Origin of the sequence: Vibrio anguillarum (assembly GCF_003390515.1) — a bacterium.
GTDB lineage: Bacteria > Pseudomonadota > Gammaproteobacteria > Enterobacterales > Vibrionaceae > Vibrio > Vibrio anguillarum.
On record NZ_CP031479.1, the window covers coordinates 2,414,521 to 2,438,263 of the forward strand.

Sequence of the window (23,743 nt, forward strand, 5' to 3'; positions counted from 1 at the left end):
GCTCATCAGCAAAAAGCATTCAAGGTAAACGTAAAAAGGGTTAGCAAACGCTAACCCTTTTTCTTTTTCATCAACCCGTATTAGGCTGCGATTTCTTGTGTCGTCAACTTTTCGACAACAGCGTTTTGCGCTTTCTTTTCACCAATCGGTAAAATAACACGGCCATATTCATTATTCAGAACTTGAGCCATTGCAAAATAAATCGCACTTGCGCCACAGAAGATGCCTTCAAAGCCAGCAATCGTGCCGATAAGTTCGCTACCAGTGAAATCACGCGCAGCTAGTAAAGCAAATAGAATGGTCAGTGAGCCGAATACCACTTGTTTAGCAAGTGGGTAGCACAATGAACCGATAAACATGAAACCAGTGAAAATGCCCCACAACGCTAAGTACCAACCCATAAAGTGAGCAGGGCTTGCTGGTAGTCCCATGTATGGCATGACAATCAGGCCAACCAATGTGAGCCAAAATAGGCCGTAAGAGGTAAACGCTGTGGTACCAAAAGTGTCACCACGTTTGAAACACATGATACCCACGATGACTTGACTTAAACCACCGTAGAAAATACCCATCGCCAAAATCATAGAGTCGATAGGGAAAAAGCCTGCGTTATGGATATTAAGCAGGATAGTCGTCATGCCAAAACCCATTAGGCCTAGCGGCGCTGGATTGGCCAATTTAGTAGACATTCGCGAGTACCTTAAAAAATGTTGATAAAAATTACGCGCGGATTTTAGTGGAGTAGCACACAAAATGGAAAGAACGTTAACGAAAACTAAGATTGTAAATTTAACCACTTGATTGTTCAAAAAGAGAGCAGAGCAACCGAATTCGATCGTGCTGCTCTCCTTTTGCTAAATGTTACTCTCTATTGACAGTTTATTTCATCCCAAAACCAGTTACTTTGCGTGGGTGATTCCCATACTCCGGGGTTATTTTTAGCCATAAAACACTTTCCATTATGCGTAATTTTATCGCCATTTTTTGCAACAGTAACCCCTGCAACCCAGCTTGAAAAATCACTGCTTGGTGGCGTAGGCTCTGGCGTGACGGGCGGTTCTGGCTCATTGACCACTGGTGGTGGCTCAACAGGGTCAGGTGTTGTGGGCGCTGTTGGTTCACCCGTAATAAGCTTCCAAGGATCACCTTGAGTGGGTTCATTACCTTGTGACCACCACTTAGCTTCATAAGTAGCGCCTTTATAGCTCACCTTATCGCCCGTGTTATATACCTTTGTTGCTTCCCAGCCGACGATGCCATCCACTGGCGGCTCTGGTGGCGTACCGGGATCAATCGCATCCACAACACGCACTTGGGGCCAGCTAGAATGTGAACCATAAAAGTTAGTCACACATTTTTCGTAATCACCAGCAACAAGGGCTGAATACGCAGTTTGGAAACCAACCAGTTCACATTCAAACGAGTAGCCACCTGGGCGATCAGAGTAATATTTCCAATTACCATCCCAGTTGGTATACAGCACATCCGTCGCACCGTTCAAATTTAAGCTACCGTAAGGCGTTTGCTGCCAACAGGTATTCTTTTCATCAGACTCAATCGGTATTTGATAATGATCGGCTAGCCCTTCCCAGTAGCGAATACGATTAACCGGTTGACCTTTATCTTTGTTCTGTTCACCGCACTCAATGCCGCCATTGATAACGTTAATTGTGGTGCCAAAACCATAGCCAATACCAGCATCGCTTTCACGTTGCGAAGGTGTCCATGTACGGTCAATTACGTGCAACATTGCCGGTTTCGGTGCTTGAGGTGTTAAGAAAAACCAAATCGCTGAGGCTAAATTCAACCAAGAATCCGCTACTAATCCGGGGTTATTGAGCAGTACTTTGGCATCACCATCAAACATCACTTCAGAAAAAGCGCCATAGTTGAAATGGTAAGAGAGCTGCTTCGCGCCTCGACCAAAATAACCTTGCCCAGCAGCGCACGGCCAACGAGCATTTTGCCAATCATTTTGGCCACAACCGGTTGTGTAGCCACTTTGCCCTTCAGACCAACCCATTTCACGCACATGAACTAATGCTTGCTGCCATTCTTCAAGCCTATTCGGATTATCAGATACGTTGTCTTTCGCAATGTGACCACCCGTTTCTTGTGAGAAATGGGCAAAAGCCGTCACAATGGATTTTTTACAAATTGCGTCTGAATCTCGGCCATCCGTATATTCGCCACAAAATGCGGGGAATTTGCCAATTGCCCGTAAGAAGCGTGTGTAGGTGTATTCGGGAGCCGCCATTTGAGTTAAGAAATCCCACTCGTACTGTGGAAAAACTCGTTCAACACGCTTGACGTTTTCAGGGTTAGAACTTAAACCCGGTACTATTGCTTCAACAATCGCATTCGAACGCGTTTCTAGTGCTTTCGACCAGATGGCATACATGGGATCCGCTGTTTTGGCTTTTTCTGCCGCTTGTAGCTCTACTTTAGAGACAATATAACCCGCGGAATTTTCAGGGTCAGGTAAGATATTTAACGCGTAACTGTTTGCGGCTAAGACACTGCTAATCAGCATGGCTAAATGCTTTGTTTTCAACATATCAATCCCTTATTTTTTGCTTAGTGGGTACGGTGAAAATAGTATGGATAGCCGAGCCATTGTTGACAGTGAAACTTATTAATTAAATGTCAAAATGCGAGTGGTTTCATCATGATGTAAACCAATTATCGTACGGCGACATCGCCCTTTGAAGGCAAGTCGATAAATATGAAAAAGCCTCAAAAAAGCTTGAGGCTTTTAGAGTTCAATCTATTTTTCATCAGGTTAAGTGAACAACCAATGCCTCAAATTTCTCAAGCATCATCGCACCGGCAATGGCTTAGCGCACATGAGCGTGGCCAGTAAAAAAGTGATGAACTGGGCCGCGACCTTGGCCAACATCCAGTTCATCGGCATAGCCAATGGCTTGCGATATGTACTGCTTAGCCAAATACACGGATTTGTGCAGGTTATTTCCTTGAGCAAGATAAGAAGCGATCGCAGAAGAGAGCGTGCAACCCGTCCCATGGGTATTTTGGGTTGGAAAACGCTTCGCACTGAGTAATTCTGACGAAGATTGCATGATCAAAAGATCGTTGCTGTTTTCATCTTGTTCTAAATGCCCACCTTTTAGCAGCACCGCCTTTGCACCCAACGCTCGTAAATCAGCCACCATACCGCTCATTTCGACTCCAGATTGAGGAACCGGCTTGCCAGTAAGTACTGCTCCCTCAAATAAATTGGGGGTAATGATGTCAGCCAAAGGGATCAACATTTCTTTTAATGTACTGATTGCCGATTGCTCAAGTAATAAATCACCACTGGTCGCCACCATCACGGGGTCTATCACAAGGCTCTTGGGTTGGTATTGCTGCATTTTTTTGGCAACGATCTTGATGATACTGGCATCGGCTAGCATGCCAATTTTAACGGCCACGATCTTCAAGTCGCTAAAGACGGCATCTAACTGGCTTTCGATATGATCAAGTGGAATGGGGAAAATGGCGGAGACGCCTTGAGTATTTTGTGAAGTAATGGCGGTAATAACGGAACACGCGAAACTGCCAGTTGCCGATATCGCTTTGATGTCGGCTTGAATGCCTGCCCCTCCACCGCTATCAGACCCTGCGATGGTGAGTACAACAGGTATGTTTAATAGCGTCGTTTCTTGTGTGTGTTTCTGTATTGGTTGTGCCATGGTCGCTCCTATGACAAGACATACAGGAACTGACTTTGACCGTGGTTTGGAAAGTTCGATAATCGAATTTACAAAGGTTAGCCGTTGTTATTCGGCTCGTGACAAAGTGCTCATAGTTCCCTACGTCAGTATTAACTGAATCAGGTTCGACGGGTCTCGAATTTCGATCTCAGCCGATGCAGAATCTGCATCGGCTCCCCGACTATTTCGCAGCAATCATAACAGGGCACTCACCGGAGGAGTACGCTTTTTTAAAGGAATTATTCCCACTCAATGGTGGCTGGTGGCTTACCTGAAATATCGTAAACCACACGAGAAATACCATTCACTTCATTGATGATACGGTTAGAAACCTTACCCAAGAACTCATAAGGCAGGTGCGCCCAATGTGCTGTCATAAAGTCAATGGTTTCCACAGCGCGTAGCGATACAACCCAATCGTATTTACGTCCATCACCCATAACGCCTACCGAACGAACAGGTAAGAAAACCGTGAAAGCTTGTGACACTTTGTTATACAGATCAGCGGAATGCAGCTCTTCAATGAAAATAGCATCGGCGCGGCGCAGCAAATCACAGTACTCTTTCTTCACTTCGCCCAACACGCGTACGCCAAGACCTGGACCAGGGAACGGATGGCGGTAAAGCATGTTGTAAGGCAGACCAAGCTCTAGGCCAATCTTGCGCACTTCATCTTTGAAAAGCTCACGCAGTGGTTCAACCAATCCCATTTCCATATCATCAGGCAAACCGCCAACGTTATGGTGAGATTTAATCACGTGCGCTTTACCTGTTTTAGAGGCAGCCGATTCAATCACATCTGGGTAAATCGTGCCTTGCGCAAGCCATTTGGCATTTTTCAATTTCTTTGATTCTTCATCGAAGATATCAACAAACACATGGCCGATGATTTTGCGTTTCGCTTCCGGATCAGACTCACCTTGCAGTGCGTTGAGGAAACGATCTTCTGCATTAACATGAATGATGTTTAAACCAAACTTGTTGCCAAACATATCCATTACTTGCTGAGCTTCATTCAGACGCAATAGGCCGTTATCAACGAATACGCAGGTTAATTTATCGCCAATCGCTCGGTGAGCCAGCATCGCCACAACTGACGAATCTACACCACCCGATAGGCCAAGGATCACCTCATCGTCGCCGACTTGCTCTTTAATACGAGCAACCGCATCTTCGATGATAGACTCAGCCGTCCATAGACGCTCACAACCACAAACGTTGAGAACGAAATTCTCAAGCATTTTTAGACCGTTTTTGGTGTGCGTGACTTCTGGGTGAAATTGCACGCCATAATATTTTTTCTCTTCATTCGCCATTGCCGCATAAGGACAAGTTTCCGTTTGCGCTGTTTTGACAAAATCAGCCGGAATTTGCACCACTTTATCTCCGTGGCTCATCCAAACGTCTTGCGTTAGCTCAAGGTCGCTAAACAGGGCCGATTCACCCATTAGCTGTACAGCTGCATAACCAAATTCACGTTCCTCAGAACTGGCCACTTTTCCGCCCAACTGTTCAGCCATGGTTTGCATGCCATAGCAAACACCAAACACAGGTACGCCAGAATCAAACACATATTGTGGCGCACGCGGAGAGTTGGCTTCAGTCACGCTTTCAGGGCCACCAGAAAGAATAATGCCATCTGGGTTGAATTCACGGATGTCCGCTTCTTCAACATCCCAGCTCCACAGCTCACAATAAACACCGATTTCGCGAACACGGCGGGCAACCAGTTGTGTGTACTGAGAGCCGAAATCTAAGATCAGAATACGTTGGTCATGGATATCTTTAGTCATTTAAGGTCAATCTCAATCATTAATGTAGTGGATGGGGAGCATCGCGCTCCCCATAAGCTTCAAGCTATTCGTGGTTCGTCATTAACCCAAGCGGTAGTTTGGCGCTTCTTTGGTAATTTGAACGTCGTGCACGTGTGACTCTTTCATACCTGCACCAGAGATACGAACAAACTCGGCTTTAGTGCGCAGATCTTCGATAGTGGCCGAGCCAGTTAAGCCCATGCTTGAGCGTAAACCACCCATTTGTTGATGAACGATCTCTTTTAGACGGCCTCGATAAGCGATACGACCTTCGATCCCTTCAGGTACAAGCTTGTCAGCCGCATTGTCAGATTGGAAATAACGATCAGAAGAACCTTGAGACATTGCACCCAGCGAACCCATACCGCGATAAGCTTTATATGAACGACCTTGGAACAAAATAACTTCGCCCGGAGCTTCTTCAGTACCTGCAAACATGGAGCCGACCATCACGCAAGATGCACCAGCAGCAATCGCTTTACAAATATCGCCAGAAAAACGAATACCGCCATCAGCAATCACAGGAATACCGTATTGATCAGCCACTTCAGCTGCATCAGAAATCGCCGTAATTTGAGGAACACCAACACCCGTTACAATACGCGTTGTACAGATTGAACCCGGGCCAATACCGACTTTGACCGCGCTTACGCCCGCGTCAATTAGAGCTTTCGCACCGGCACCCGTTGCAACATTGCCGCCGATAATATCGAGATCAGGATAAGCGGCGCGCGTTTCACGAATACGGTTAAGTACACCTTCTGAATGGCCATGAGAAGAGTCAATCAGTAGAACATCCACTCCTGCTTCCACTAATGCTTTTACGCGCTCTTCATTGCCAGCACCGGCACCAACAGCCGCACCAACACGTAAACGCCCTTGTTCATCTTTACAAGCATTCGGTTTGCGTTCTGCTTTATGGAAATCTTTCGCGGTGATCATACCAGTCAGTTTGAATTCATCATTCACTACCAAGACTTTTTCAACACGCGCTTTGTGCATGCGCTCTTGTACATCCTGACGAGATGCGCCCTCTTTAACTGTGGCTAAGCGATCTTTTGGTGTCATGACTGCTTCAACTTTTTTTGTTAAATCAGTAACAAAGCGAATATCGCGGCCGGTGATGATACCGACAAGCTCATTGTGATCGCTCACCACAGGGAAACCGGCAAAACCATGTTTCTCTGTCAAAGCAATCACATCTTGAATGGTTGCATCAGGGCGAACTGTTACTGGCGCAGTGACTACACCCGCTTCAAAAATTTTGACAAGACGGACTTGTTCAGCCTGCTCTTCAATGGGCATATTTTTGTGGATAAAACCAATACCACCCTCTTGGGCAAGAGCGATCGCAAGGCGAGCCTCTGTCACTGTATCCATAGAAGCTGAGATCATCGGAATGTTCAGTGCGATATTTTTGGTCAGCTGAGTATGGAGATCGGCTGTGTTTGGGAGAACGGTGGAGTGTGCTGGTACGAGAAGAACATCATCGAATGTCAGCGCTTCTTTGGCAATTCTTAGCATTTGCAATATCTCACAATTAAGAGGAGTGAATAAAAGGTAAATCCAAGTTGTCTCAATTTGCCCTAATACACAATGAACAGGATAAATCGATTTGGATTGATATTGCGGTCGGATTATACGCCCGAGGCAATCGCTTGACCACTCATTTTTTCATTTTTAATTTGCATTCCAACCCTTGATATGTATTATATTGCCGCTAATTTCCATACCCTCGTCTAGGGGATTAGCCTTGCCTTCTTTGACCAACGAAAACATCTACACTGTCTCTCGTCTCAATGCTGAAGTACGCCTGTTACTTGAAAATGAAATGGGCATTGTGTGGCTCGTTGGTGAAATATCGAACTTCTCCGCTCCGGTTTCTGGCCATTGGTATCTCTCACTCAAAGATTCTCGCGCGCAGGTAAAATGTGCGATGTTCAAAGGCAATAATCGCTTTGTGACCTTCAAACCTAAAAATGGCCAGCAGGTACTTGTTAAAGCGCGTCTTTCTCTTTATGAACCCAGAGGTGACTACCAAGTCATTATCGAGAGCATGCAACCCGAAGGGGATGGTCGTCTCCAGCAAGAGTTTGAAAAGCTGAAGATGCAGTTGGCCGCGGAAGGGCTTTTTGCACAATCCAATAAGCGCCCCTTGCCGGAAAATCCTCAATGCGTCGGAGTTATTACTTCAAAAACTGGCGCAGCCCTGTTTGATATTCTTGATGTGCTCAAGCGGCGCGATCCAAGCTTGCCCGTCATCATTTATCCTACACTGGTTCAAGGCGAACAAGCGGCCATTCAAATTGCTCAAGCAATTGGTAGAGCAAATGCGAGGCAAGAGTGTGACGTATTGATTGTGGGTCGCGGTGGCGGTTCTTTAGAGGACTTATGGTGTTTTAACCACGAGATCGTAGCGCGCACAATTGCCGCTAGTCAGATCCCAATTATCAGTGCCGTCGGGCATGAAATCGATGTGACGATTGCTGATTTTGTGGCTGACGTACGTGCCCCAACCCCCTCCGCTGCTGCAGAATTAGTCAGCCGAGACAACAGTAATAAGCGACAAGCTTTCGCCTCATACCAGCACAAGCTACAAAGTGCGATGCGCTATTACACCAGTCAACAAGCGCATCATTTACGCGCTTTGGTTCACGCGCTAGAGAAACAGCACCCCACTTATCGCTTGCAGCGTCAAAGCCAGCAACTTGATGACACAGAAATGCGCCTACAGCGGGCGATACAGCGCTATATTTCGACTCAGCGCGAGCACATTGGCCAGCAATACCATCAACTGCAGTTGCATTCTCCCGTACAAACCTTAGCGAAGCAGCAGCATCGACTAGCCAAAAGCGAGCAACGATTGCTGGACGTAATGGAGAAAAAGCTCCTGCGCACAGCACACTGTTTAACGCTAGCCGCAGAGAAGCTTGACGCAGTAAGCCCATTAGCGACACTAAAACGAGGCTATTCGATCACGCGAGATAGCTCAGGCAAAGTGATTCACCGCGCTTGCGATCTAAAAACTGGCGATCAATTGATTACGCGAGTGGCGGATGGCGAAGTTTTCTCTACCGTTAATTAATCACTTAATCTTGTGCTTGAAACTCAAATCGAATCTTAGATTTTGATTTGAGCTCATTGCATGAATTACAGAAAAAGTTTGCTGCGCCACACGCCTGCAATTTCTCCAGCTCCGAATCACACTCAGGGCAAAAACCAATTTTGTTAAAGTGATGTTTGCACTGAGCACAATGGTAACGCCCATCCCACACCAGTGGATTTTGGCAACAAGGGCAAAGATTTTCCTGCATATTGATCCCATCTCTCTTTGTGTCTTTCACATAACATCTTTCACATAGTGTGATTTTGGTAGATGTTTTATATCGTTCGTTTTAATAGATAGCTCGTTTGCGTAGATAGATCGTGCATGTGATAGCCGACACTTCATCAAACGGCACGTATGGTCTCGGATTATCGAGAGTTCAGCTTTGATCTCTATCACAATACCTTTAGGCTCACCAACCACCTCATACACATTAGGCTATGATCGATAAAAGATCTCTGCCTGATCATTTGCTTTATCTGCTCCGTTCAGCGATCTACTCTCAAAAGAACATTTATATAACCACACACCGAAAGCATAAGTTACATATTCTGCATATGGATTTATAACGATATAAAGCTCCATTTAACAACTAAAAAACCAAAGAAATCAGGATATGTGAAAATGATCTTTTGGCGAAATGTTCTACTCATTTTGTTTGATACTTATACAAAGCAGCAACGTTGCCATGCTCTGTTTTTCACTCAATCATTTTGGCACTGCACTTCATTTCCAGACCGCCACGTTAGTGAGACTCTATCGCCAATGATAAATTTTAGGCAAAAAAATACCCAAGTCTAAACTTGGGTATTTCAATTATGAGGAAGGCTACTTGCTGCGTCCTTTCATCATCGTCATTAAGCGTTTACGTTTACGCTCTTGAGATAAGGTCAGCTTATTCACTTTTCCTTCAAATGGGTTATCACTGCTTTGGAACTGGATACGAATAGGCGTACCCATGATTTCTAAAGACTTACGGTAATAGTTCATCAAATAACGTTTGTAAGAATCTGGCAGCTCATTCACCAAGTTACCGTGTACAACGATAATCGGCGGGTTATAACCACCTGCGTGAGCGTATTTAAGTTTTACGCGGCGGCTACGAACCATAGGCGGTTGGTGATCATCGGTTGCCATTTTAAGAATGCGAGTCAATACCGATGTACCAACACGTGTTGTCGCCGATTTATACGCTTCTTGAACCGATTCAAATAGATGACCAACACCCGTACCATGCAATGCAGAGATAAAGTGGATACGAGCAAAATCGACAAAGCCTAAACGGCGGTCTAGCTCTTTCTTGACACGTTCTTTGACGTCGTTATCGAGCCCATCCCACTTATTGACTGCAAGCACTATCGAACGTCCGGCGTTTAATGCAAAACCTAGCAGGCTAAGATCTTGATCTGAGATATTCTCACGAGCGTCAATGACTAACAGAACAACGTTTGCATCTTCAACGGCTTTTAAGGTTTTGACGACCGAGAATTTTTCAACCGTTTCGTTAATGCGAGTACGACGACGCACGCCAGCAGTATCAATCAATACATACTCGCGCTCATCACGCATCATCGGGATGTAGATGGAGTCTCGCGTCGTTCCGGGCATGTCGTAAACCACAACACGCTCTTCACCGAGAATGCGGTTGGTGAGTGTCGATTTACCGACATTCGGACGGCCAATGATCGCCAGTTTTATCGGCTGATCTTGCAGACGTTTGTATTCAGCTTCGGCTTCTTCTTCGGTGTAATCTAACTTTTCTTCTTCGGCATCTTCAAAGTCGGTTAGATCTTCGATTTCGCCTTCAGCCTGCTCGATCATTTCTTCAGCAAGTGGATTCAAAGCTCGGTCGATAAGGATCCCAACACCACGGCCATGAGCGGCAGCAATTTGGTACATTTGATCGACGCCCAATTGCCAAAACTCAGCACTTGCAGCATCAGCGTCAATGCCATCCACTTTATTCACGACTAAAATAGCGCGCTTTTCAATCTTACGCAGATGTTGGGCGATCACTTCATCAGCCGCCGTTAAACCAGCGCGACCATCAACCATAAATAGCACAACATCAGCTTCATCAATCGCGGCCAATGACTGTTGAGCCATTTTCGTTTCTACACCCTCTTCACTACCATCAATACCGCCAGTATCGATAACAATGAAGTCGTGCTCACCCAATTTAGCTTGGCCATATTTACGGTCACGCGTTAAACCGGGGAAATCCGCCACCAACGCATCGCGAGTGCGAGTTAATCGGTTAAACAACGTAGATTTACCGACATTGGGACGCCCAACAAGAGCAACAACAGGAACCATACTAACCTCTACAATATTTTCTCTTATGTAGTTATAGGTAAACACTTGCTAGCAAGCATTAAATTTTTACCTATAACCACATCTATTTATTCAATAAAACGGCCCCTAACTGTTACCAGCCAGGAGCCGAATGTGAATTATATCACGATTTATTTTTTAATCGTCAGTTTCTTTACATTGCCATTACGGGTCATGCTGACATAACCATCATCGACAGCGAGAGGACTCACCGCAAAACCGCTCTTATCAACCAACTGTTGGGCAACGAATTCACCACTGCTGCGATCAATCCAATGTAGATAACCTTCACTGTCACCTAGCACAAGGTAGCCATTGATAATCGCTGGCGCAGTTAGCAAACGGTGTTCAAGCTGTTTGTTGCTCCAAAGTTCGGTACCGCTTCTTGTATCCACAGCCACCACATGATCTTTGTCGGTCACCACAAATAATCGGCCACCATCGCTAGCCATGTCTGTTGCTGAAGAGTAATTCCGCTTCCAAGCTGGTTTGCCCGAACGCAGATCAATGGCGATCAACTGGCCATTAAAACCAACCGCATACAGCATGCCGCCAATCACGATAGGTGAGGCATCAACATCGACTAGGCGGTCAATTTCAGTGGCACCTTTAGGCATGCCAATCGGTTGTTGCCAAATCAACTGACCACGCTCAACGATAGCGGCAGCAAGACGGCCACCTGAGGTTCCCCAAAAAACACCGCCCGATACCGCAACAGGTTTGCTGTCGCCTCTCAACGTTAAATTAGGAACTTCAGTACTGATGGTCCATTTTTGCTCACCCGTCGCTTGGTCTAAACTCACCAAAGTGCCACGACTGGTATTAACAATGATCATGTTCGCATCTGCAGCCGGAGCTGCTAGCACTTCACCGTCGACTTTAACTTGCCATACAAGCTCACCCGTAGCTTCATTAAGCGCAGTGACTAAACCGTTTTCACTACCAATGTAAATTTGGCTATAGGCCGCCGCTATACCGCCGGATAAACGCATAGTGCCATCTTGTTCAAGATCGGTTTTCCAAAGCTCTTTACCCGTTTTAGGGTTCAAGGCTTTCACCAAACCATCACGACTAGCAATAAATACTTTGTCGTAAGCGTATTCTGGAGATAACTTTGAGAAGTAATGCCCTACGCCATCACCAATCGATGTGCTCCACTGAGTTGTGGGCGTAAATTCACTCGTTACCATTGGCACAGGAGCCATAATAATGGTGTCTTCTTCGCTAGCACACCCTGCAAGTGCTCCAAGCACAACGGCAGAAACGAGCACTTTGTTGAACAACTTTTTCATCAACTTGTGCCCTTATTTGGCAAGATCGTCCAGTTTCATCTGTAGCGTTTGGCTTGCATCGTCAGCTTGTTGTGCTTCCGTGTATGCCGCATAAGCCGCGTCCGTGTCGCCTTTACGCAATGAGATATCACCACGCAGTTCCGCAATGCGTCCCGCCCACCCTTTCTCTGTGATGGTCGTAAGATCAGCTAAGGCGGCATCAAACTGGCCTTGTTCCGCTTTAATACGGGCCACGCGATAGGTCGCTAACGGTAGAATAGCATCATCTTTGGTGTTTGCTTTTGCCCATTCAAGCTGTGCTAAAGCTTCATCAATTTGACCCGCTTCTACTTGAACTTTTGCAAGTTGTAGTGCGGCTAAGACGGCATATTCTGTACCTTTATTACTATCAATAAAGCTCTCAACAACCATCTCTGCTTCTGCGCCTTTTGCAGCTAACTGAGTTACCGCTTTGCTATAACTTTCAGAAGCGGCTTCTTGCGCAGCAATAACGCTATCTTGGTAGTAACGCCAACCAAACAAGCCACCAAGGCCAATTACAGCACCAAAGATCACGGCTTTACCGTTCTCTTTCCACCAATCTTTTATCGCTTCAACTTGTTGTTCTTCAGTATCGTAGAGTTCCACTTCCTGTCCTCTTTAATAGATGTCTCAAATGCGCTTGCTTACACAAGATGCGTCAGTTTGCTCGCGACTTCAGTTTGAGAAATCGTAATTTGTTCACCACCGATAAGATCTTTGAGAACTACTGTGCTTTCTGCGACTTCATCTTCGCCTAATACCAAAGCCACCGCAGCGCCCACTTTATCAGCACGTTTAAATTGTTTTTTGAAGTTACCACCACCAAAATGGTTCATAACACGCAGCCCCGGAACCTGTTCACGCAACTGCTCAGCAAGTTTCATTGCTGCCATCATAGTGCCTTCACCCGCACTGACCATGTACACATCGACACTGCGACGCACGTCGGTCAGTTCCAGTGTTTCCATCATCAGCACTAAGCGCTCTAACCCCATGGCAAAACCCACTGCCGGTGTCGCTTTGCCACCCAGTTGTTCTACCAAGCCATCATAACGTCCACCGCCACAAACCGTACCCTGAGCACCTAAGCTTTCGGTGATCCACTCAAATACGGTGCGGTTGTAGTAGTCTAGGCCGCGCACCAAGCGCTCGTTAACTTGGTATTCGATACCCGCAGCGGTAAGAAGTTCACATAAGCCTGCAAAATGTTGCTTGGATTCTTCATCTAGATACTCAGACAATTTGGGTGCGTCACCTAAAATCGCTTGAATATCTGGATTTTTAGTATCGAGTACACGCAGTGGGTTGGTGTACATGCGACGTTTGGCATCTTCATCCAACACCTCTTGATGCTGCTCTAAATAGTCAATCAAAGCGGTGCGGTAATTGGCACGCGCTTCAAGAGAACCAATTGAGTTCAGTTCCAAACGAACATGTTTGTCGATGCCCAATTCACGCCACAAACGCGCGGTCATCATAATCAGCTCGGCATCAACATCAGGACCATCCAGGCCAAACACTTCAACCCCACATTGGTGGAATTGACGATAGCGCCCTTTTTGCGGACGTTCATGACGGAACATCGGCCCCATGTACCATAAACGTTGCTCTTGGTTGTAGAGCAAACCATTTTCGATACCAGAACGGACACAACCTGCGGTACCCTCAGGGCGAAGCGATAAACTGTCACCATTGCGATCTTCAAAAGAATACATCTCTTTTTCAACCACATCGGTCACTTCACCGATCGCACGGCTAAATAGATGTGTCATCTCAACGATAGGCATACGTACTTCATTGTAGCCATATGCACTAATCACGTTTTTCACTGTGCCTTCCACTTTTTGCCAAAGTGGAGACTGAGTTGGGAGGCAGTCGTTCATGCCTCGAATTGCTTGAATTGTTTTTGCCACAATACTTACCGTAAGGTCGTTGAGATTAATTTTGTTCGATTTGAGTCACGTTGATTCGGTTCTTCTCATCGAGAATAGAGGCCTTCGCGCGAATTTTCGCTTCGAGTTGGCTGACCAGATCATCGTTATCAAAACGCTCTTTCTGGCGGACGCCGTCTTCGTAGAATGCACTTTTCTTGTTGCTGCCAGCCAAACCAAGATGAGAAGCTTCAGCTTCACCTGGGCCATTAACCACGCAACCGATGATCGAGACATCCATAGGTGTCAAAATATCTTCCAAACGTTGCTCTAACGCATTGACTGTGGCGATCACATCAAACTCTTGACGTGAACAGCTTGGACAAGCGATGAAGTTAATGCCTCGCGAGCGAATACGCAGCGATTTAAGAATATCAAAGCCGACTTTGATCTCTTCGATCGGATCCGCAGCCAGTGAAATACGCAGCGTGTCGCCGATGCCTTCGGCAAGCAGCATACCTAAGCCCACTGCCGATTTAACTGCACCGGCTCTTGCGCCTCCTGCTTCCGTAATACCAAGATGCAGAGGTTGGGCAATCTGTTTAGCCAGTAGACGGTAGGAATCAACGGCGAGAAAAACATCCGATGCTTTAACGCTGACTTTAAATTGATCAAAGTTGAGTCTTTCAAGAATATCGACATGACGCATCGCTGACTCGACTAAAGCGGCCGGTGTTGGCTCACCATATTTCATTTGGATCTCTTTTTCGAGCGACCCACCATTCACGCCAATCCGAATGGGTATGTTCTTGTCACGTGCGCAATCGACCACGGCGCGAATACGTTCTTCGTTGCCAATGTTACCAGGGTTGATACGCAAGCAATCAACGCCATATTCGGCGACTTTCAACGCAATGCGGTAATCAAAATGGATGTCAGCCACCAGCGGGATGGATACTTGCTGCTTGATCAACTTGAACGCTTCTGCCGCGTCCATTGTCGGTACTGAAACCCGTACGATATCAGCCCCGACTTTTTCTAACGCTTTAATTTGGGCGACCGTTGCCGCAACATCGGTAGTGCGCGTGTTGGTCATAGATTGAACAGCAATAGGAGCACCATCACCGATGGGCACATTACCGACATAAATACGCGTCGATGAACGACGCTTAATTGGAGATTCGTGTTGCATAGTATTTTCTAAGGTAAGGTGAATCGAGCGACTTTACCGGAAGTATACCCAGAAAGGTCTACAGGTTCACTTGCAAATGTCATTGAAACGCTTTCAGGCGCGCCAAGAATGATTTGAAACGGAGCTTCACCTTGCAAGGTTACGGTTTGCCCTGATTTTTTAATCCCAGTGGAAAGGGTTTTGCCTGCTGCATCTTTCACCTGAATCCAACAATCTGCGCTGAATGTGAGCGTTAGAGGAGCGTATGGATTCGTTGCATCCTGCGGTGGCGTCTTATCCAATACAGGATCGTCGCTCGCACTCAGGTCGGCTTCGGCTGTATCATCTTCAGGTGAAGGGATGAGTTCTGCAGCCTGAGTGTTGATTTCTACAGGGGCATCCACCGCTTCTGCTTCTACTTGAGATTCGTCAACCGTAGGTACTAATTCAGGAACGGTCGTGAAATCCTCATCTCGCAAACGCTCAACCGATGTCGACGTGATTGATGGTGAACTCTCAACCACAACATTCTCTTGTTCTTGGTTTTGCCACCACCATAATGAGGAAATACCAATAATGATGGCAAAAATACCCCATGTCAGCGTCATAATACGGCTATCGTGTTTCTCTCGCTTGGTTTTCTTCGAAAAACTTTGCATCGGTTGTTCAGCGACAACCGTAGGATAGCAATCATCAAAGGAAGCTAAAATAACTGACTCTTTGATCCCGACGGCCTTCGCATAGGAACGTAAATAACCGCGAGTAAACGTCGCCACTTGGTCCGAGGCGAAGTTATTCTCTTCTAAACTCTGAATGATAGAGAGACGTAACCGCAACCTATCGGCAACTTGCTTTTGCGTTAATCCCAACGCTTCACGCTTTGCCTTTAATAAAGTACCGGGTTGCACCGTGTCTGTTTTTACATCTGCAATAATCTGTTCTTGTTCAGTAGTCATCCGTTTTGTACATCTCATTATGTTATGGCTCGAATGGCACCGTCATCACTTTTATTGTTATTAGTTCGTAGTAATAAAATGGTGCATTCCAACACGGTGAAAAATTTGCATTCATTGATGCAGGCGACAGTTCAAATTTAACATTACGTCAGTTAGCAATTCTAATGGATATTTGACGTTAAACAACATGGCTTTAGGAAAGAAATTACAGCTAGGTCAATATTTTTCATAAAATTGACGTCAAAATCGCGGAAAATTATTTCAAATGGTAAAAATGCACAAAGCCAGAGGAATCTCTGGCTTTGCTTTATCATCCGATTTAGACCGATTTGACAGGAATGACATCGCCACCCATTTGTTTCATTTTGGTCCGTTTGGTTCTATCAATCACATCACCGACTAGCTGTCCACAAGCGGCATCAATATCATCTCCACGAGTTTTACGCACCGTCACTGTGTGTTCATACTGCATCAGTGTTTTTTGAAAACGGTCAATACGTGAATTACTCGGTTTTTTATAAGGTGAACCGGGATAAGGGTTAAATGGGATCAGGTTAATTTTGCACGGCGTGCCTTTCATCAACTTAGCCAATTCGTGCGCGTGGTCCATATCGTCATTGACGTGATCCAGCAACACATATTCCACCGTAACCTTGCCACGGTTAGCGTTTGAAGTGGCGATATAACGACGCACTGAGGCCAAGAAATCTTGAATATCCCAGCGATCATTGATCGGCATAATTTCGCTGCGTAATTTGTCATTGGGTGCATGCAATGAAATCGCTAATGCAACATCGATTTGCCCTGTCATTTGATCAAGACCAGAAACCACGCCCGAAGTGGACACGGTGACACGACGTTTTGACAAGCCAAAACCTAAATCATCCAGCATGATCTCTAACGCTGGGATCAAGTTTTTCATGTTGAGCAGAGGCTCACCCATCCCCATCATTACTACGTTAGTAATCGGACGACGACCCGTCTCTTTCTCAAGGCCAATTTCTCTCGCTGCGCGCCAAACTTGCCCGATAATTTCAGACACTTTGAGGTTACGGTTAAAACCTTGCTGAGCCGTTGAACAGAATTTGCATTCCAGAGCACAGCCAACTTGGGAAGAGACGCACAAAGTCGCTCGGTCTTCCTCTGGGATGTAAACCGTTTCAACATCTTGATCGCCAACACGCATCGCCCATTTAATCGTACCATCAGACGAGTGTTGTGCTTGTGAAACGATCGGCGCGCGAATTTCACAGCGTTGTTGCAGTTGTTCACGCAGTTTCTTGTTGATATTGGTCATTTGTTCGAAGTCATCACAACCAAAATGGTAGATCCACTTCATGACCTGATCAGCGCGGAACGCTTTTTCACTGAGCTCTTCAGCAAAAAATTTACGCAGACCTTGGCGATCAAAATCAAGCAGATTGACTTTTTCAATAGTCATGTGGCCTCTCAACGACGGAAACAATAAATAAGGGCGCGAATTGTACAGCCTTTATGCAGTAACAACAAGGGTTGTACAACCCTTCAATTACTAAGTCATTCAATGCTTGGCGGATTGTTTTTACTCTGCAGCTCCCAATCATACGAGTATAAAAAAGCCTCACAACGTGAGGCCTTAATCGAAATAATTTGGGATAAAAAACGCCAAGATTAACGAGAGAAAATCTCTGATTCTGGGAAGAAAAAAGCGATTTCACGTGCCGCCGATTCAGGACTATCACTGCCATGAACTGAGTTATGGCGCATGCTTAATGCGTAATCAGCACGAATGGTTCCACATGCCGCTTCTTCTGGGTTAGTTTTACCCATTAATTCGCGGTAACGAGCAATAGCATCTTCACCTTCAAGCACTTGAGCCATGATCGGCCCTGAGGTCATAAATTCTTTTAGTGCTGGAAAAAACGCTTTGCCTTCATGCTCAGCATAAAAGCCGCTCGCTTGCTCTTCGTTCAAATGTACCATTTTCGCAGCGATAATACGCAAACCTGATTTTTCGATACGGTGATAGATTTCACCAATCAAGTTACGTTCTACCGCATCGGGTTTAATGATAGAAAATGTTCTTTCTAGAGCCATAAGGTTATCCTTTTTCTTTTGTTTTTTTAGTTATAGTGAACCGCCCAAAACAGAGAGTTGAGCGGTTTTTCATTATTGAGCTTGGTCGGTCAAAATGCGTGCTAATGTACGCACCCCCATTGCCGTTGCACCTGCGGCCCATTTATCGCTTGCTGATTTTCGGTAAGTACCAGCGCAATCAAAGTGCAGCCACCCTTTTTTGTAATCTTCAACAAAGTAAGAGAGGAAGGCCGCTGCGGTACTTGCTCCCGGTGAATAATCACCTGAGCTGATGTTAGAGAGATCCGCAAAGCTTGAAGGTAACATAGAGCGATGAAACTCAGCCAAAGGCAGAGGCCATAAGCCTTCTTTCTCTTGGTGAGCTGCCACCAATGCCTGCTGGGATAAGCTATCATCAAAGCTGAGTAGTGCATGGTAATCATTGCCGAGTGCATTTTTGGCGGCACCCGTTAATGTCGCGCAATCAATAATAAGCTGTGGTTTTTGCTCGTTGGCATAAATCAAGCCATCGGCCAACACTAGGCGGCCTTCTGCATCGGTGTTCATTATTTCAACTGTGGTGCCGTTTTTATAAGTGATGATATCACCCAGTTTCAAGGCGCGTCCGGAAACCATATTTTCTGCACAACACAAAATGAGTTTCACACGTTTATTAAAACCACGCATGATAGCCAAACCAAGACCACCGGTGATCGTTGCAGCGCCCCCCATATCTGCTTTCATCGCCGACATAAAGTTGGACGTTTTTAAACTGTAACCACCAGAATCAAAAGTAATGCCTTTGCCAATTAAGCAAGCAAAAACAGGAGCACTTTCTTTTCCTGTCGGATTGTAATCGAGTTGCAGCATAGCTGATGTGCGCTCGGAGCCGCGACCAACCGCATAAATACCTTCCCAACCTTCGGTGAGTAGATCTTTATCTTTGACAATGCGGTAGCTGACATGCTCAGGGGCTAGCGATTTGATGAACTCAGCCGCCATGGTCGCTAACTGACGCGGCGCGACTTCTTCGGCGCTTTTATTGATGATATCGCGCGTCCATTCCGTCGCTTTAATACGATATTCTAACTCGGCTTGATCTGACTCACTCAGCGGTTGCCATTCTAGTGTGTTGAGTTTTTTCGCTTCACGATAACCTTGGTAGAAAGCCCAAATATTTTCTAAGTGCCAACCGTCACCTTGTAGGCTGATAGCTCTGATAGCTTGCCCATCAAGCTTACGCGCGGCACGTTGAACCGCGCTGAGTTCATGCTCACTCTCAATAGCATGAATTGTGGCACCATTTTCTGAAAACGAAACAATCGCCTTTTCTCCCCACTGAGGCTGGGCAGCTTGTTGGCTGATAAATACGGACATCTTTGTAGACATGGTTTCTCCTTGCCTGAATATGGCCTCACCTGTGCCATTACGATTAAATAACCAAGGGATGTTAGCATTTTGTAGGGTCAAAATGTCAACTTGATAAAAAAACGGACCATTCGGTCCGCTCTTTTTAGTTAAAATTGTTAACTCTGTGATGTTTTACTGAATAACCATCATGTTAGCAATAGTCTTAGTCGATCTCTTCCATCCAACATAGAATAATCGCTTCGAGAATTTTTTCGTTGGAACGGTTTGGCTCATCATCAAACTCTTCCAGTTCCATCACCCACTGGTGTAGATCCGTAAAACGTACATTTTTAGGATCTACGTCTGGGTATTGCTCACAAAGCTCGATCGCAATATCACGAGAATCGGTCCATTTCATTTTGCTTTCCTTTTACAAACAGTGAACGGGCGTTGATACGCTCAATAGGATTAATGATCTTCAGAAGCCAGATTGAGTGTGTACTTTGGAATTTCAACCACTAAATCTTCGTTAGCGACTCTAGCTTGGCAGCCAAGGCGAGATTCAGGTTCAAGACCCCATGCTTTATCAAGCATGTCATCTTCCAACTCATCACTCTCATCAAGTGAGTCAAACCCTTCGCGAACGATAATATGGCAAGTCGTGCATGCGCAGGATTTTTCACACGCATGTTCAATAGCGATACCATTTTTCAGCGCCACATCCAGTACGGTTTCTCCTGCTTGCGCTTCCAGAACGGCACCTTCAGGACAAAGCTCTTGGTGAGGTAACACAATAATCTTAGGCATAATTTTTCTCTTTAAATATCATCTACCGATTGACCAGCAAGTGCACTGCGAATGGATTTATCCATACGGCGTGAAGCAAAATCTTGGCTGGCTTTGTCTGTCTCTTTAATTCCTTGCTCGATGGCATCGGCGCTATCACCATTACGCAGCACAATTAAATCTTCTATTGCATTCAGAAGGATCTGCTTTTCTGACTCAGATAACAATTCATCACCATCGGCCTGTAAGGCAGAGATCAAACCTTCGATAACACGATCGGCTTCTACACGTTGCTCTGCCAGAGCGCGAGTCTGCATATCTTGTTTGGCAAACGTCATCGAATCTCGCAGCATATTTGCTACTTCATTATCACTCAGTCCATACGAGGGCTTAACTTGAATTTCCGCCTGAACTCCCGTACTTTTTTCCATCGCTGTCACGGAGAGTAAGCCATCTGCATCAACTTGATAAGTTAGGCGGATATGCGCGGCACCCGCCGTCATTGGTGGAATACCTTTTAGTGAAAAACGAGCCAATGAGCGGCAATCGTCTACCATCTCACGTTCACCCTGCACCGTATGGATGCTCATGGCTGTTTGACCATCTTTGAAGGTGGTGAATTCTTGAGCTTTCGCAACAGGAATGGTGGTGTTACGTGGGATGATTTTTTCCACTAAGCCACCCATGGTTTCAATACCCAGCGACAGGGGAATTACATCCAGCAGTAACATTTCTGAATCGGGTTTATTACCCACCAAAATGTCGGCTTGAATTGCTGCACCAATCGCGACAACTTCATCAGGGTTGATGCTAGTTAGTGGTGTGCGACCAAAAAATTCACCGACTAAATCTCGAACCAGTGGCGTACGAGTTGAACCGCCGACCATCACCACTTCCAACACTTCATCTGCAGCAATCTCGGCATCTTTGAGTGCTCGACGACACGATAGTAAGGTTTTCTTTACTAGTGGCGTGATGAGTTGGTTAAACTCATCGCGAGTTAAACGCCCTTGCCAACCCAGCACAGAAACCTCGACACTATCGGTATCAGATAAGGCGATTTTCGCTTCGGTGGCCGCATCAAGCAATGCTCGTTGCTGCTCTGCAGTGAGCGGTTCAGCTAAGCCGATTTGGCTCAAAAAATGGTCAGCAATCAAATGGTCAAAATCATCACCACCGAGCGCGGAATCGCCACCAGTCGCGAGTACCTCAAACACGCCTTTCGACAGACGTAAGATAGAGATATCAAACGTACCGCCACCTAAATCATAAACCGCAATCACACCTTCTTGCGCTGAGTCTAAGCCATAGGCAATCGCTGCTGCGGTAGGTTCATTGAGTAAACGCAGTACGTGCAAGCCGGCAAGTTGAGCGGCATCTTTGGTGCCCACGCGTTGCGCATCATCAAAATAAGCAGGTACGGTAATCACCACGCCCGCTAATTCACCACCTAACGACGCTTCGGCACGCTGAGCAAGAGATTGAAGAATATCGGCGGAAACTTGAATCGGGTTCTTATCACCTTGCGCCGTTTGCAAAATAGGCAAACCGTTGTCACTGGCTTTGAAGCGATAAGGCAATGTGGGATAACGCGCCTGAATGTCAGCCAGTGAACGGCCGATCAAACGCTTCACAGAAATGATGGTATTGGCAGGATCAACTTGCGCGTGTGCTCTGGCATCAAAGCCTACGCAACGCTCTTGAGCCGAATAGTGGACCACCGAAGGGAGGATCGAGCGTCCTTGTTCATCAGCAAGCGTCGTCGCATTACCGCTTCGAACCGATGCGACTAATGAGTTGGTTGTCCCCAAGTCGATACCCGCTGCGAGTTTATGCTGATGCGGCGCAGAGCTTTGACCGGGTTCTGCAATTTGAAGTAATGCCATGGGTTGGTCCTTATTATCGAACTAGCCGAGTAACTGTTCTTCGACTCTTTCTATTTCATTTTTGAGCTTGGCAATAAATTTAAGCTTGCGAACCGTATCAGCCGCAAGGTTCCATTGAGCCTGATTAAGTTGTTGCTCAACCAAGGTAAGATGCTGTTTATACATCTTGCTAACTCTGTTTTCAAAATCGAATAACGCACTTTCAACATCAGACTGTGAGGCGATGGCTTCAAGCTCTTCTCGCAGCTCCATTTGCTCCATTAAAAACAGCGGATCTTGCATGGTTTGGTGTTCTGCGCGTAACTCTATGCCTTGTTCAAGCAACAAGTATTCTGCGCGACTGATCGGCGATTTTAATGTTTGATAAGCATCATTGATTTGTGAGGCGTTTTGCACAGCAAGCAGGCGATCTCGCTCAGACGCAGTGGCAAAGTTGTCGGGATGAAACCGTTTTTGCAGCGCACGAAACTGAGAAGAAAGAAGGCTACCATCCAGTGCAAACTGACTTGGTAGCCCAAATAATTCAAAATAGTTCATTAACACATTGCTCCTAGTGCTCGACACTAGGCTCAAGTGAGCCTAGTCACGCCGAAAGCCAATCCGTTACACGTTGAAGCTTTCACCACAACCACATTCGCTTTTTGCATTCGGGTTGTTGAACTCAAAACCTTCGTTTAGCCCTTCTTTGACATAGTCAAGCTGTGTGCCATCAAGGTAGACGAGGCTTTTCGAATCGATAATCACTTTGACACCATGATCTTCAAACACTTCGTCTTCTTCGTTAACGTCATCAACGAATTCAAGCACGTAAGCCATACCCGAGCAGCCTGTTGTTTTCACTCCAAGACGTAAACCTACGCCTTTGCCTCGGTTATCTAGGAATGCTCGAACGCGATGCGCTGCTGTTTCAGTTAAGGTAATGGCCATACTACAACCTTAGATTCTTAGTTTGAACTTATGGGAGTGAACCATCATTCACTCCCTTAATATTATTGTTGGTGTTTCTTTTTATAATCGGCAACCGCAGCTTTGATCGCATCTTCCGCCAAAATCGAACAGTGAACTTTCACTGGTGGAAGCTCTAGCTCTTCCGCGATTTCAGAGTTCTTAATGGCTGCCGCTTCGTCAATGCTCTTGCCTTTCACCCATTCAGTAACCAGTGAGCTCGAAGCAATCGCGCTACCACAACCGTAGGTTTTAAATTTTGCATCTTCAATGATGCCTTCTGGCGTCACTTTAATTTGTAGCTTCATTACATCGCCACAAGCTGGAGCGCCAACCATACCACTACCAATTGTTGGATCTTCTTTATCAAAAGAGCCAACATTACGTGGGTTTTCATAGTGATCAATTACTTTTTCGCTGTATGCCATGATAGTTACCTC

The 23,743-nt window shown here is 45.9% G+C and carries 22 protein-coding genes and 1 riboswitch; of the genes, 1 reads left to right on the forward strand and 21 read right to left on the reverse strand.

Going from position 1 to position 23,743, the window contains the following annotated elements; all coding sequences use genetic code 11:
• Window positions 1-80: 80 nt before the first annotated feature.
• From DD616_RS14345 to guaB, 5 genes are all read right to left on the reverse strand, one after another.
• The gene (locus DD616_RS14345) at window positions 81-689 is read right to left on the reverse strand and encodes an acetate uptake transporter (RefSeq protein WP_208871839.1); all 609 of its coding nucleotides are present in this window, start codon (window positions 687-689) and stop codon (window positions 81-83) included.
• A 179-nt stretch (window positions 690-868) separates the two neighbouring features.
• Window positions 869-2,557, reverse strand: a complete 1,689-nt coding sequence (locus DD616_RS14350; protein ID WP_208871840.1) for a chitinase — start codon at window positions 2,555-2,557, stop codon at window positions 869-871.
• A 280-nt stretch (window positions 2,558-2,837) separates the two neighbouring features.
• Complete coding sequence (gene thiD, locus DD616_RS14355) at window positions 2,838-3,695, reverse strand: bifunctional hydroxymethylpyrimidine kinase/phosphomethylpyrimidine kinase (RefSeq protein ID WP_013857483.1); 858 nt, start codon at window positions 3,693-3,695, stop codon at window positions 2,838-2,840.
• Window positions 3,696-3,795: 100 nt separating this feature from the next.
• A riboswitch (TPP riboswitch) is annotated at window positions 3,796-3,906 on the reverse strand.
• Between the two features lie 49 nt (window positions 3,907-3,955).
• Window positions 3,956-5,509, reverse strand: coding sequence for a glutamine-hydrolyzing GMP synthase (gene guaA / locus DD616_RS14360; RefSeq protein WP_088731909.1), 1,554 nt, complete (start codon window positions 5,507-5,509; stop codon window positions 3,956-3,958).
• Between the two features lie 81 nt (window positions 5,510-5,590).
• A complete protein-coding gene (gene guaB, locus DD616_RS14365; protein ID WP_026028100.1) occupies window positions 5,591-7,054 on the reverse strand; it encodes an IMP dehydrogenase in 1,464 nt (487 codons plus the stop codon).
• 229 nt (window positions 7,055-7,283) lie between these two features.
• On the opposite strand from guaB, the gene xseA reads away from it, so the two are divergent.
• Entirely contained in the window at window positions 7,284-8,615 is a 1,332-nt protein-coding gene (xseA, locus tag DD616_RS14370) for an exodeoxyribonuclease VII large subunit (protein WP_208871841.1), read from the forward strand.
• Between the two features lie 4 nt (window positions 8,616-8,619).
• Here the strand turns inward: xseA and DD616_RS14375 are convergent, their stop codons facing one another.
• The 16 genes from DD616_RS14375 to iscU form a co-directional block, all read right to left on the reverse strand.
• Entirely contained in the window at window positions 8,620-8,844 is a 225-nt protein-coding gene (locus DD616_RS14375) for a zinc ribbon domain-containing protein (RefSeq protein ID WP_010320394.1), read from the reverse strand.
• A gap of 620 nt (window positions 8,845-9,464) precedes the next feature.
• Window positions 9,465-10,952: a ribosome biogenesis GTPase Der gene (gene der / locus DD616_RS14380; RefSeq protein ID WP_029388206.1), complete on the reverse strand. Its 1,488-nt coding sequence runs from the start codon at window positions 10,950-10,952 to the stop codon at window positions 9,465-9,467.
• A gap of 149 nt (window positions 10,953-11,101) precedes the next feature.
• Window positions 11,102-12,262: an outer membrane protein assembly factor BamB gene (bamB, locus tag DD616_RS14385; protein WP_026027694.1), complete on the reverse strand. Its 1,161-nt coding sequence runs from the start codon at window positions 12,260-12,262 to the stop codon at window positions 11,102-11,104.
• Between the two features lie 12 nt (window positions 12,263-12,274).
• On the reverse strand, window positions 12,275-12,889 hold the full coding sequence (locus DD616_RS14390; protein WP_013857490.1) for a YfgM family protein: 615 nt from the start codon (window positions 12,887-12,889) through the stop codon (window positions 12,275-12,277).
• 38 nt (window positions 12,890-12,927) lie between these two features.
• Entirely contained in the window at window positions 12,928-14,196 is a 1,269-nt protein-coding gene (gene hisS, locus DD616_RS14395) for a histidine--tRNA ligase (RefSeq protein ID WP_017044251.1), read from the reverse strand.
• A gap of 25 nt (window positions 14,197-14,221) precedes the next feature.
• Entirely contained in the window at window positions 14,222-15,346 is a 1,125-nt protein-coding gene (gene ispG / locus DD616_RS14400) for a flavodoxin-dependent (E)-4-hydroxy-3-methylbut-2-enyl-diphosphate synthase (protein ID WP_010320399.1), read from the reverse strand.
• A gap of 8 nt (window positions 15,347-15,354) precedes the next feature.
• Entirely contained in the window at window positions 15,355-16,299 is a 945-nt protein-coding gene (rodZ, locus tag DD616_RS14405) for a cytoskeleton protein RodZ (RefSeq protein WP_094132401.1), read from the reverse strand.
• Between the two features lie 301 nt (window positions 16,300-16,600).
• Window positions 16,601-17,722, reverse strand: coding sequence for a dual-specificity RNA methyltransferase RlmN (gene rlmN / locus DD616_RS14410; protein WP_026028096.1), 1,122 nt, complete (start codon window positions 17,720-17,722; stop codon window positions 16,601-16,603).
• A 209-nt stretch (window positions 17,723-17,931) separates the two neighbouring features.
• A complete protein-coding gene (gene ndk, locus DD616_RS14415; protein ID WP_013857494.1) occupies window positions 17,932-18,357 on the reverse strand; it encodes a nucleoside-diphosphate kinase in 426 nt (141 codons plus the stop codon).
• A 72-nt stretch (window positions 18,358-18,429) separates the two neighbouring features.
• On the reverse strand, window positions 18,430-19,725 hold the full coding sequence (pepB, locus tag DD616_RS14420; protein ID WP_208871842.1) for an aminopeptidase PepB: 1,296 nt from the start codon (window positions 19,723-19,725) through the stop codon (window positions 18,430-18,432).
• 184 nt (window positions 19,726-19,909) lie between these two features.
• Window positions 19,910-20,104 carry a Fe-S cluster assembly protein IscX gene (gene iscX, locus DD616_RS14425; protein WP_010320404.1) on the reverse strand — a complete coding sequence of 65 codons (195 nt, stop codon included), beginning with the start codon at window positions 20,102-20,104 and terminating at the stop codon, window positions 19,910-19,912.
• 50 nt (window positions 20,105-20,154) lie between these two features.
• Window positions 20,155-20,493 carry an ISC system 2Fe-2S type ferredoxin gene (gene fdx, locus DD616_RS14430; RefSeq protein ID WP_010320405.1) on the reverse strand — a complete coding sequence of 113 codons (339 nt, stop codon included), beginning with the start codon at window positions 20,491-20,493 and terminating at the stop codon, window positions 20,155-20,157.
• A gap of 11 nt (window positions 20,494-20,504) precedes the next feature.
• Window positions 20,505-22,358, reverse strand: coding sequence for a Fe-S protein assembly chaperone HscA (gene hscA / locus DD616_RS14435; RefSeq protein ID WP_208871843.1), 1,854 nt, complete (start codon window positions 22,356-22,358; stop codon window positions 20,505-20,507).
• A gap of 21 nt (window positions 22,359-22,379) precedes the next feature.
• Window positions 22,380-22,895, reverse strand: coding sequence for a co-chaperone HscB (gene hscB / locus DD616_RS14440; RefSeq protein WP_026028094.1), 516 nt, complete (start codon window positions 22,893-22,895; stop codon window positions 22,380-22,382).
• Between the two features lie 66 nt (window positions 22,896-22,961).
• Complete coding sequence (iscA, locus tag DD616_RS14445) at window positions 22,962-23,285, reverse strand: iron-sulfur cluster assembly protein IscA (protein ID WP_010320408.1); 324 nt, start codon at window positions 23,283-23,285, stop codon at window positions 22,962-22,964.
• 62 nt (window positions 23,286-23,347) lie between these two features.
• A complete protein-coding gene (gene iscU / locus DD616_RS14450) occupies window positions 23,348-23,731 on the reverse strand; it encodes a Fe-S cluster assembly scaffold IscU (protein WP_010320409.1) in 384 nt (127 codons plus the stop codon).
• Window positions 23,732-23,743 lie beyond the last annotated feature (12 nt).

Excerpts from the sequence above, each read along its gene's own strand:
- DD616_RS14375 (WP_010320394.1), bottom strand. The coding sequence starts at position 8,844 with ATGCAGGAAAATCTTTGCCCTTGTTGCCAAAATCCACTGGTGTGGGAT.
- fdx (WP_010320405.1), bottom strand. The coding sequence starts at position 20,493 with ATGCCTAAGATTATTGTGTTACCTCACCAAGAGCTTTGTCCTGAAGGT.
- guaB (WP_026028100.1), bottom strand. The coding sequence starts at position 7,054 with ATGCTAAGAATTGCCAAAGAAGCGCTGACATTCGATGATGTTCTTCTC.
- DD616_RS14350 (WP_208871840.1), bottom strand. The coding sequence starts at position 2,557 with ATGTTGAAAACAAAGCATTTAGCCATGCTGATTAGCAGTGTCTTAGCC.
- bamB (WP_026027694.1), bottom strand. The coding sequence starts at position 12,262 with ATGAAAAAGTTGTTCAACAAAGTGCTCGTTTCTGCCGTTGTGCTTGGA.
- iscA (WP_010320408.1), bottom strand. The coding sequence starts at position 23,285 with ATGGCCATTACCTTAACTGAAACAGCAGCGCATCGCGTTCGAGCATTC.
- iscU (WP_010320409.1), bottom strand. The coding sequence starts at position 23,731 with ATGGCATACAGCGAAAAAGTAATTGATCACTATGAAAACCCACGTAAT.
- DD616_RS14345 (WP_208871839.1), bottom strand. The coding sequence starts at position 689 with ATGTCTACTAAATTGGCCAATCCAGCGCCGCTAGGCCTAATGGGTTTT.
- ispG (WP_010320399.1), bottom strand. The coding sequence starts at position 15,346 with ATGCAACACGAATCTCCAATTAAGCGTCGTTCATCGACGCGTATTTAT.
- iscX (WP_010320404.1), bottom strand. The coding sequence starts at position 20,104 with ATGAAATGGACCGATTCTCGTGATATTGCGATCGAGCTTTGTGAGCAA.
- der (WP_029388206.1), bottom strand. The coding sequence starts at position 10,952 with ATGGTTCCTGTTGTTGCTCTTGTTGGGCGTCCCAATGTCGGTAAATCT.
- hscB (WP_026028094.1), bottom strand. The coding sequence starts at position 22,895 with ATGAACTATTTTGAATTATTTGGGCTACCAAGTCAGTTTGCACTGGAT.
- ndk (WP_013857494.1), bottom strand. The coding sequence starts at position 18,357 with ATGGCTCTAGAAAGAACATTTTCTATCATTAAACCCGATGCGGTAGAA.
- pepB (WP_208871842.1), bottom strand. The coding sequence starts at position 19,725 with ATGTCTACAAAGATGTCCGTATTTATCAGCCAACAAGCTGCCCAGCCT.
- rodZ (WP_094132401.1), bottom strand. The coding sequence starts at position 16,299 with ATGAGATGTACAAAACGGATGACTACTGAACAAGAACAGATTATTGCA.
- rlmN (WP_026028096.1), bottom strand. The coding sequence starts at position 17,722 with ATGACTATTGAAAAAGTCAATCTGCTTGATTTTGATCGCCAAGGTCTG.
- thiD (WP_013857483.1), bottom strand. The coding sequence starts at position 3,695 with ATGGCACAACCAATACAGAAACACACACAAGAAACGACGCTATTAAAC.
- guaA (WP_088731909.1), bottom strand. The coding sequence starts at position 5,509 with ATGACTAAAGATATCCATGACCAACGTATTCTGATCTTAGATTTCGGC.
- hscA (WP_208871843.1), bottom strand. The coding sequence starts at position 22,358 with ATGGCATTACTTCAAATTGCAGAACCCGGTCAAAGCTCTGCGCCGCAT.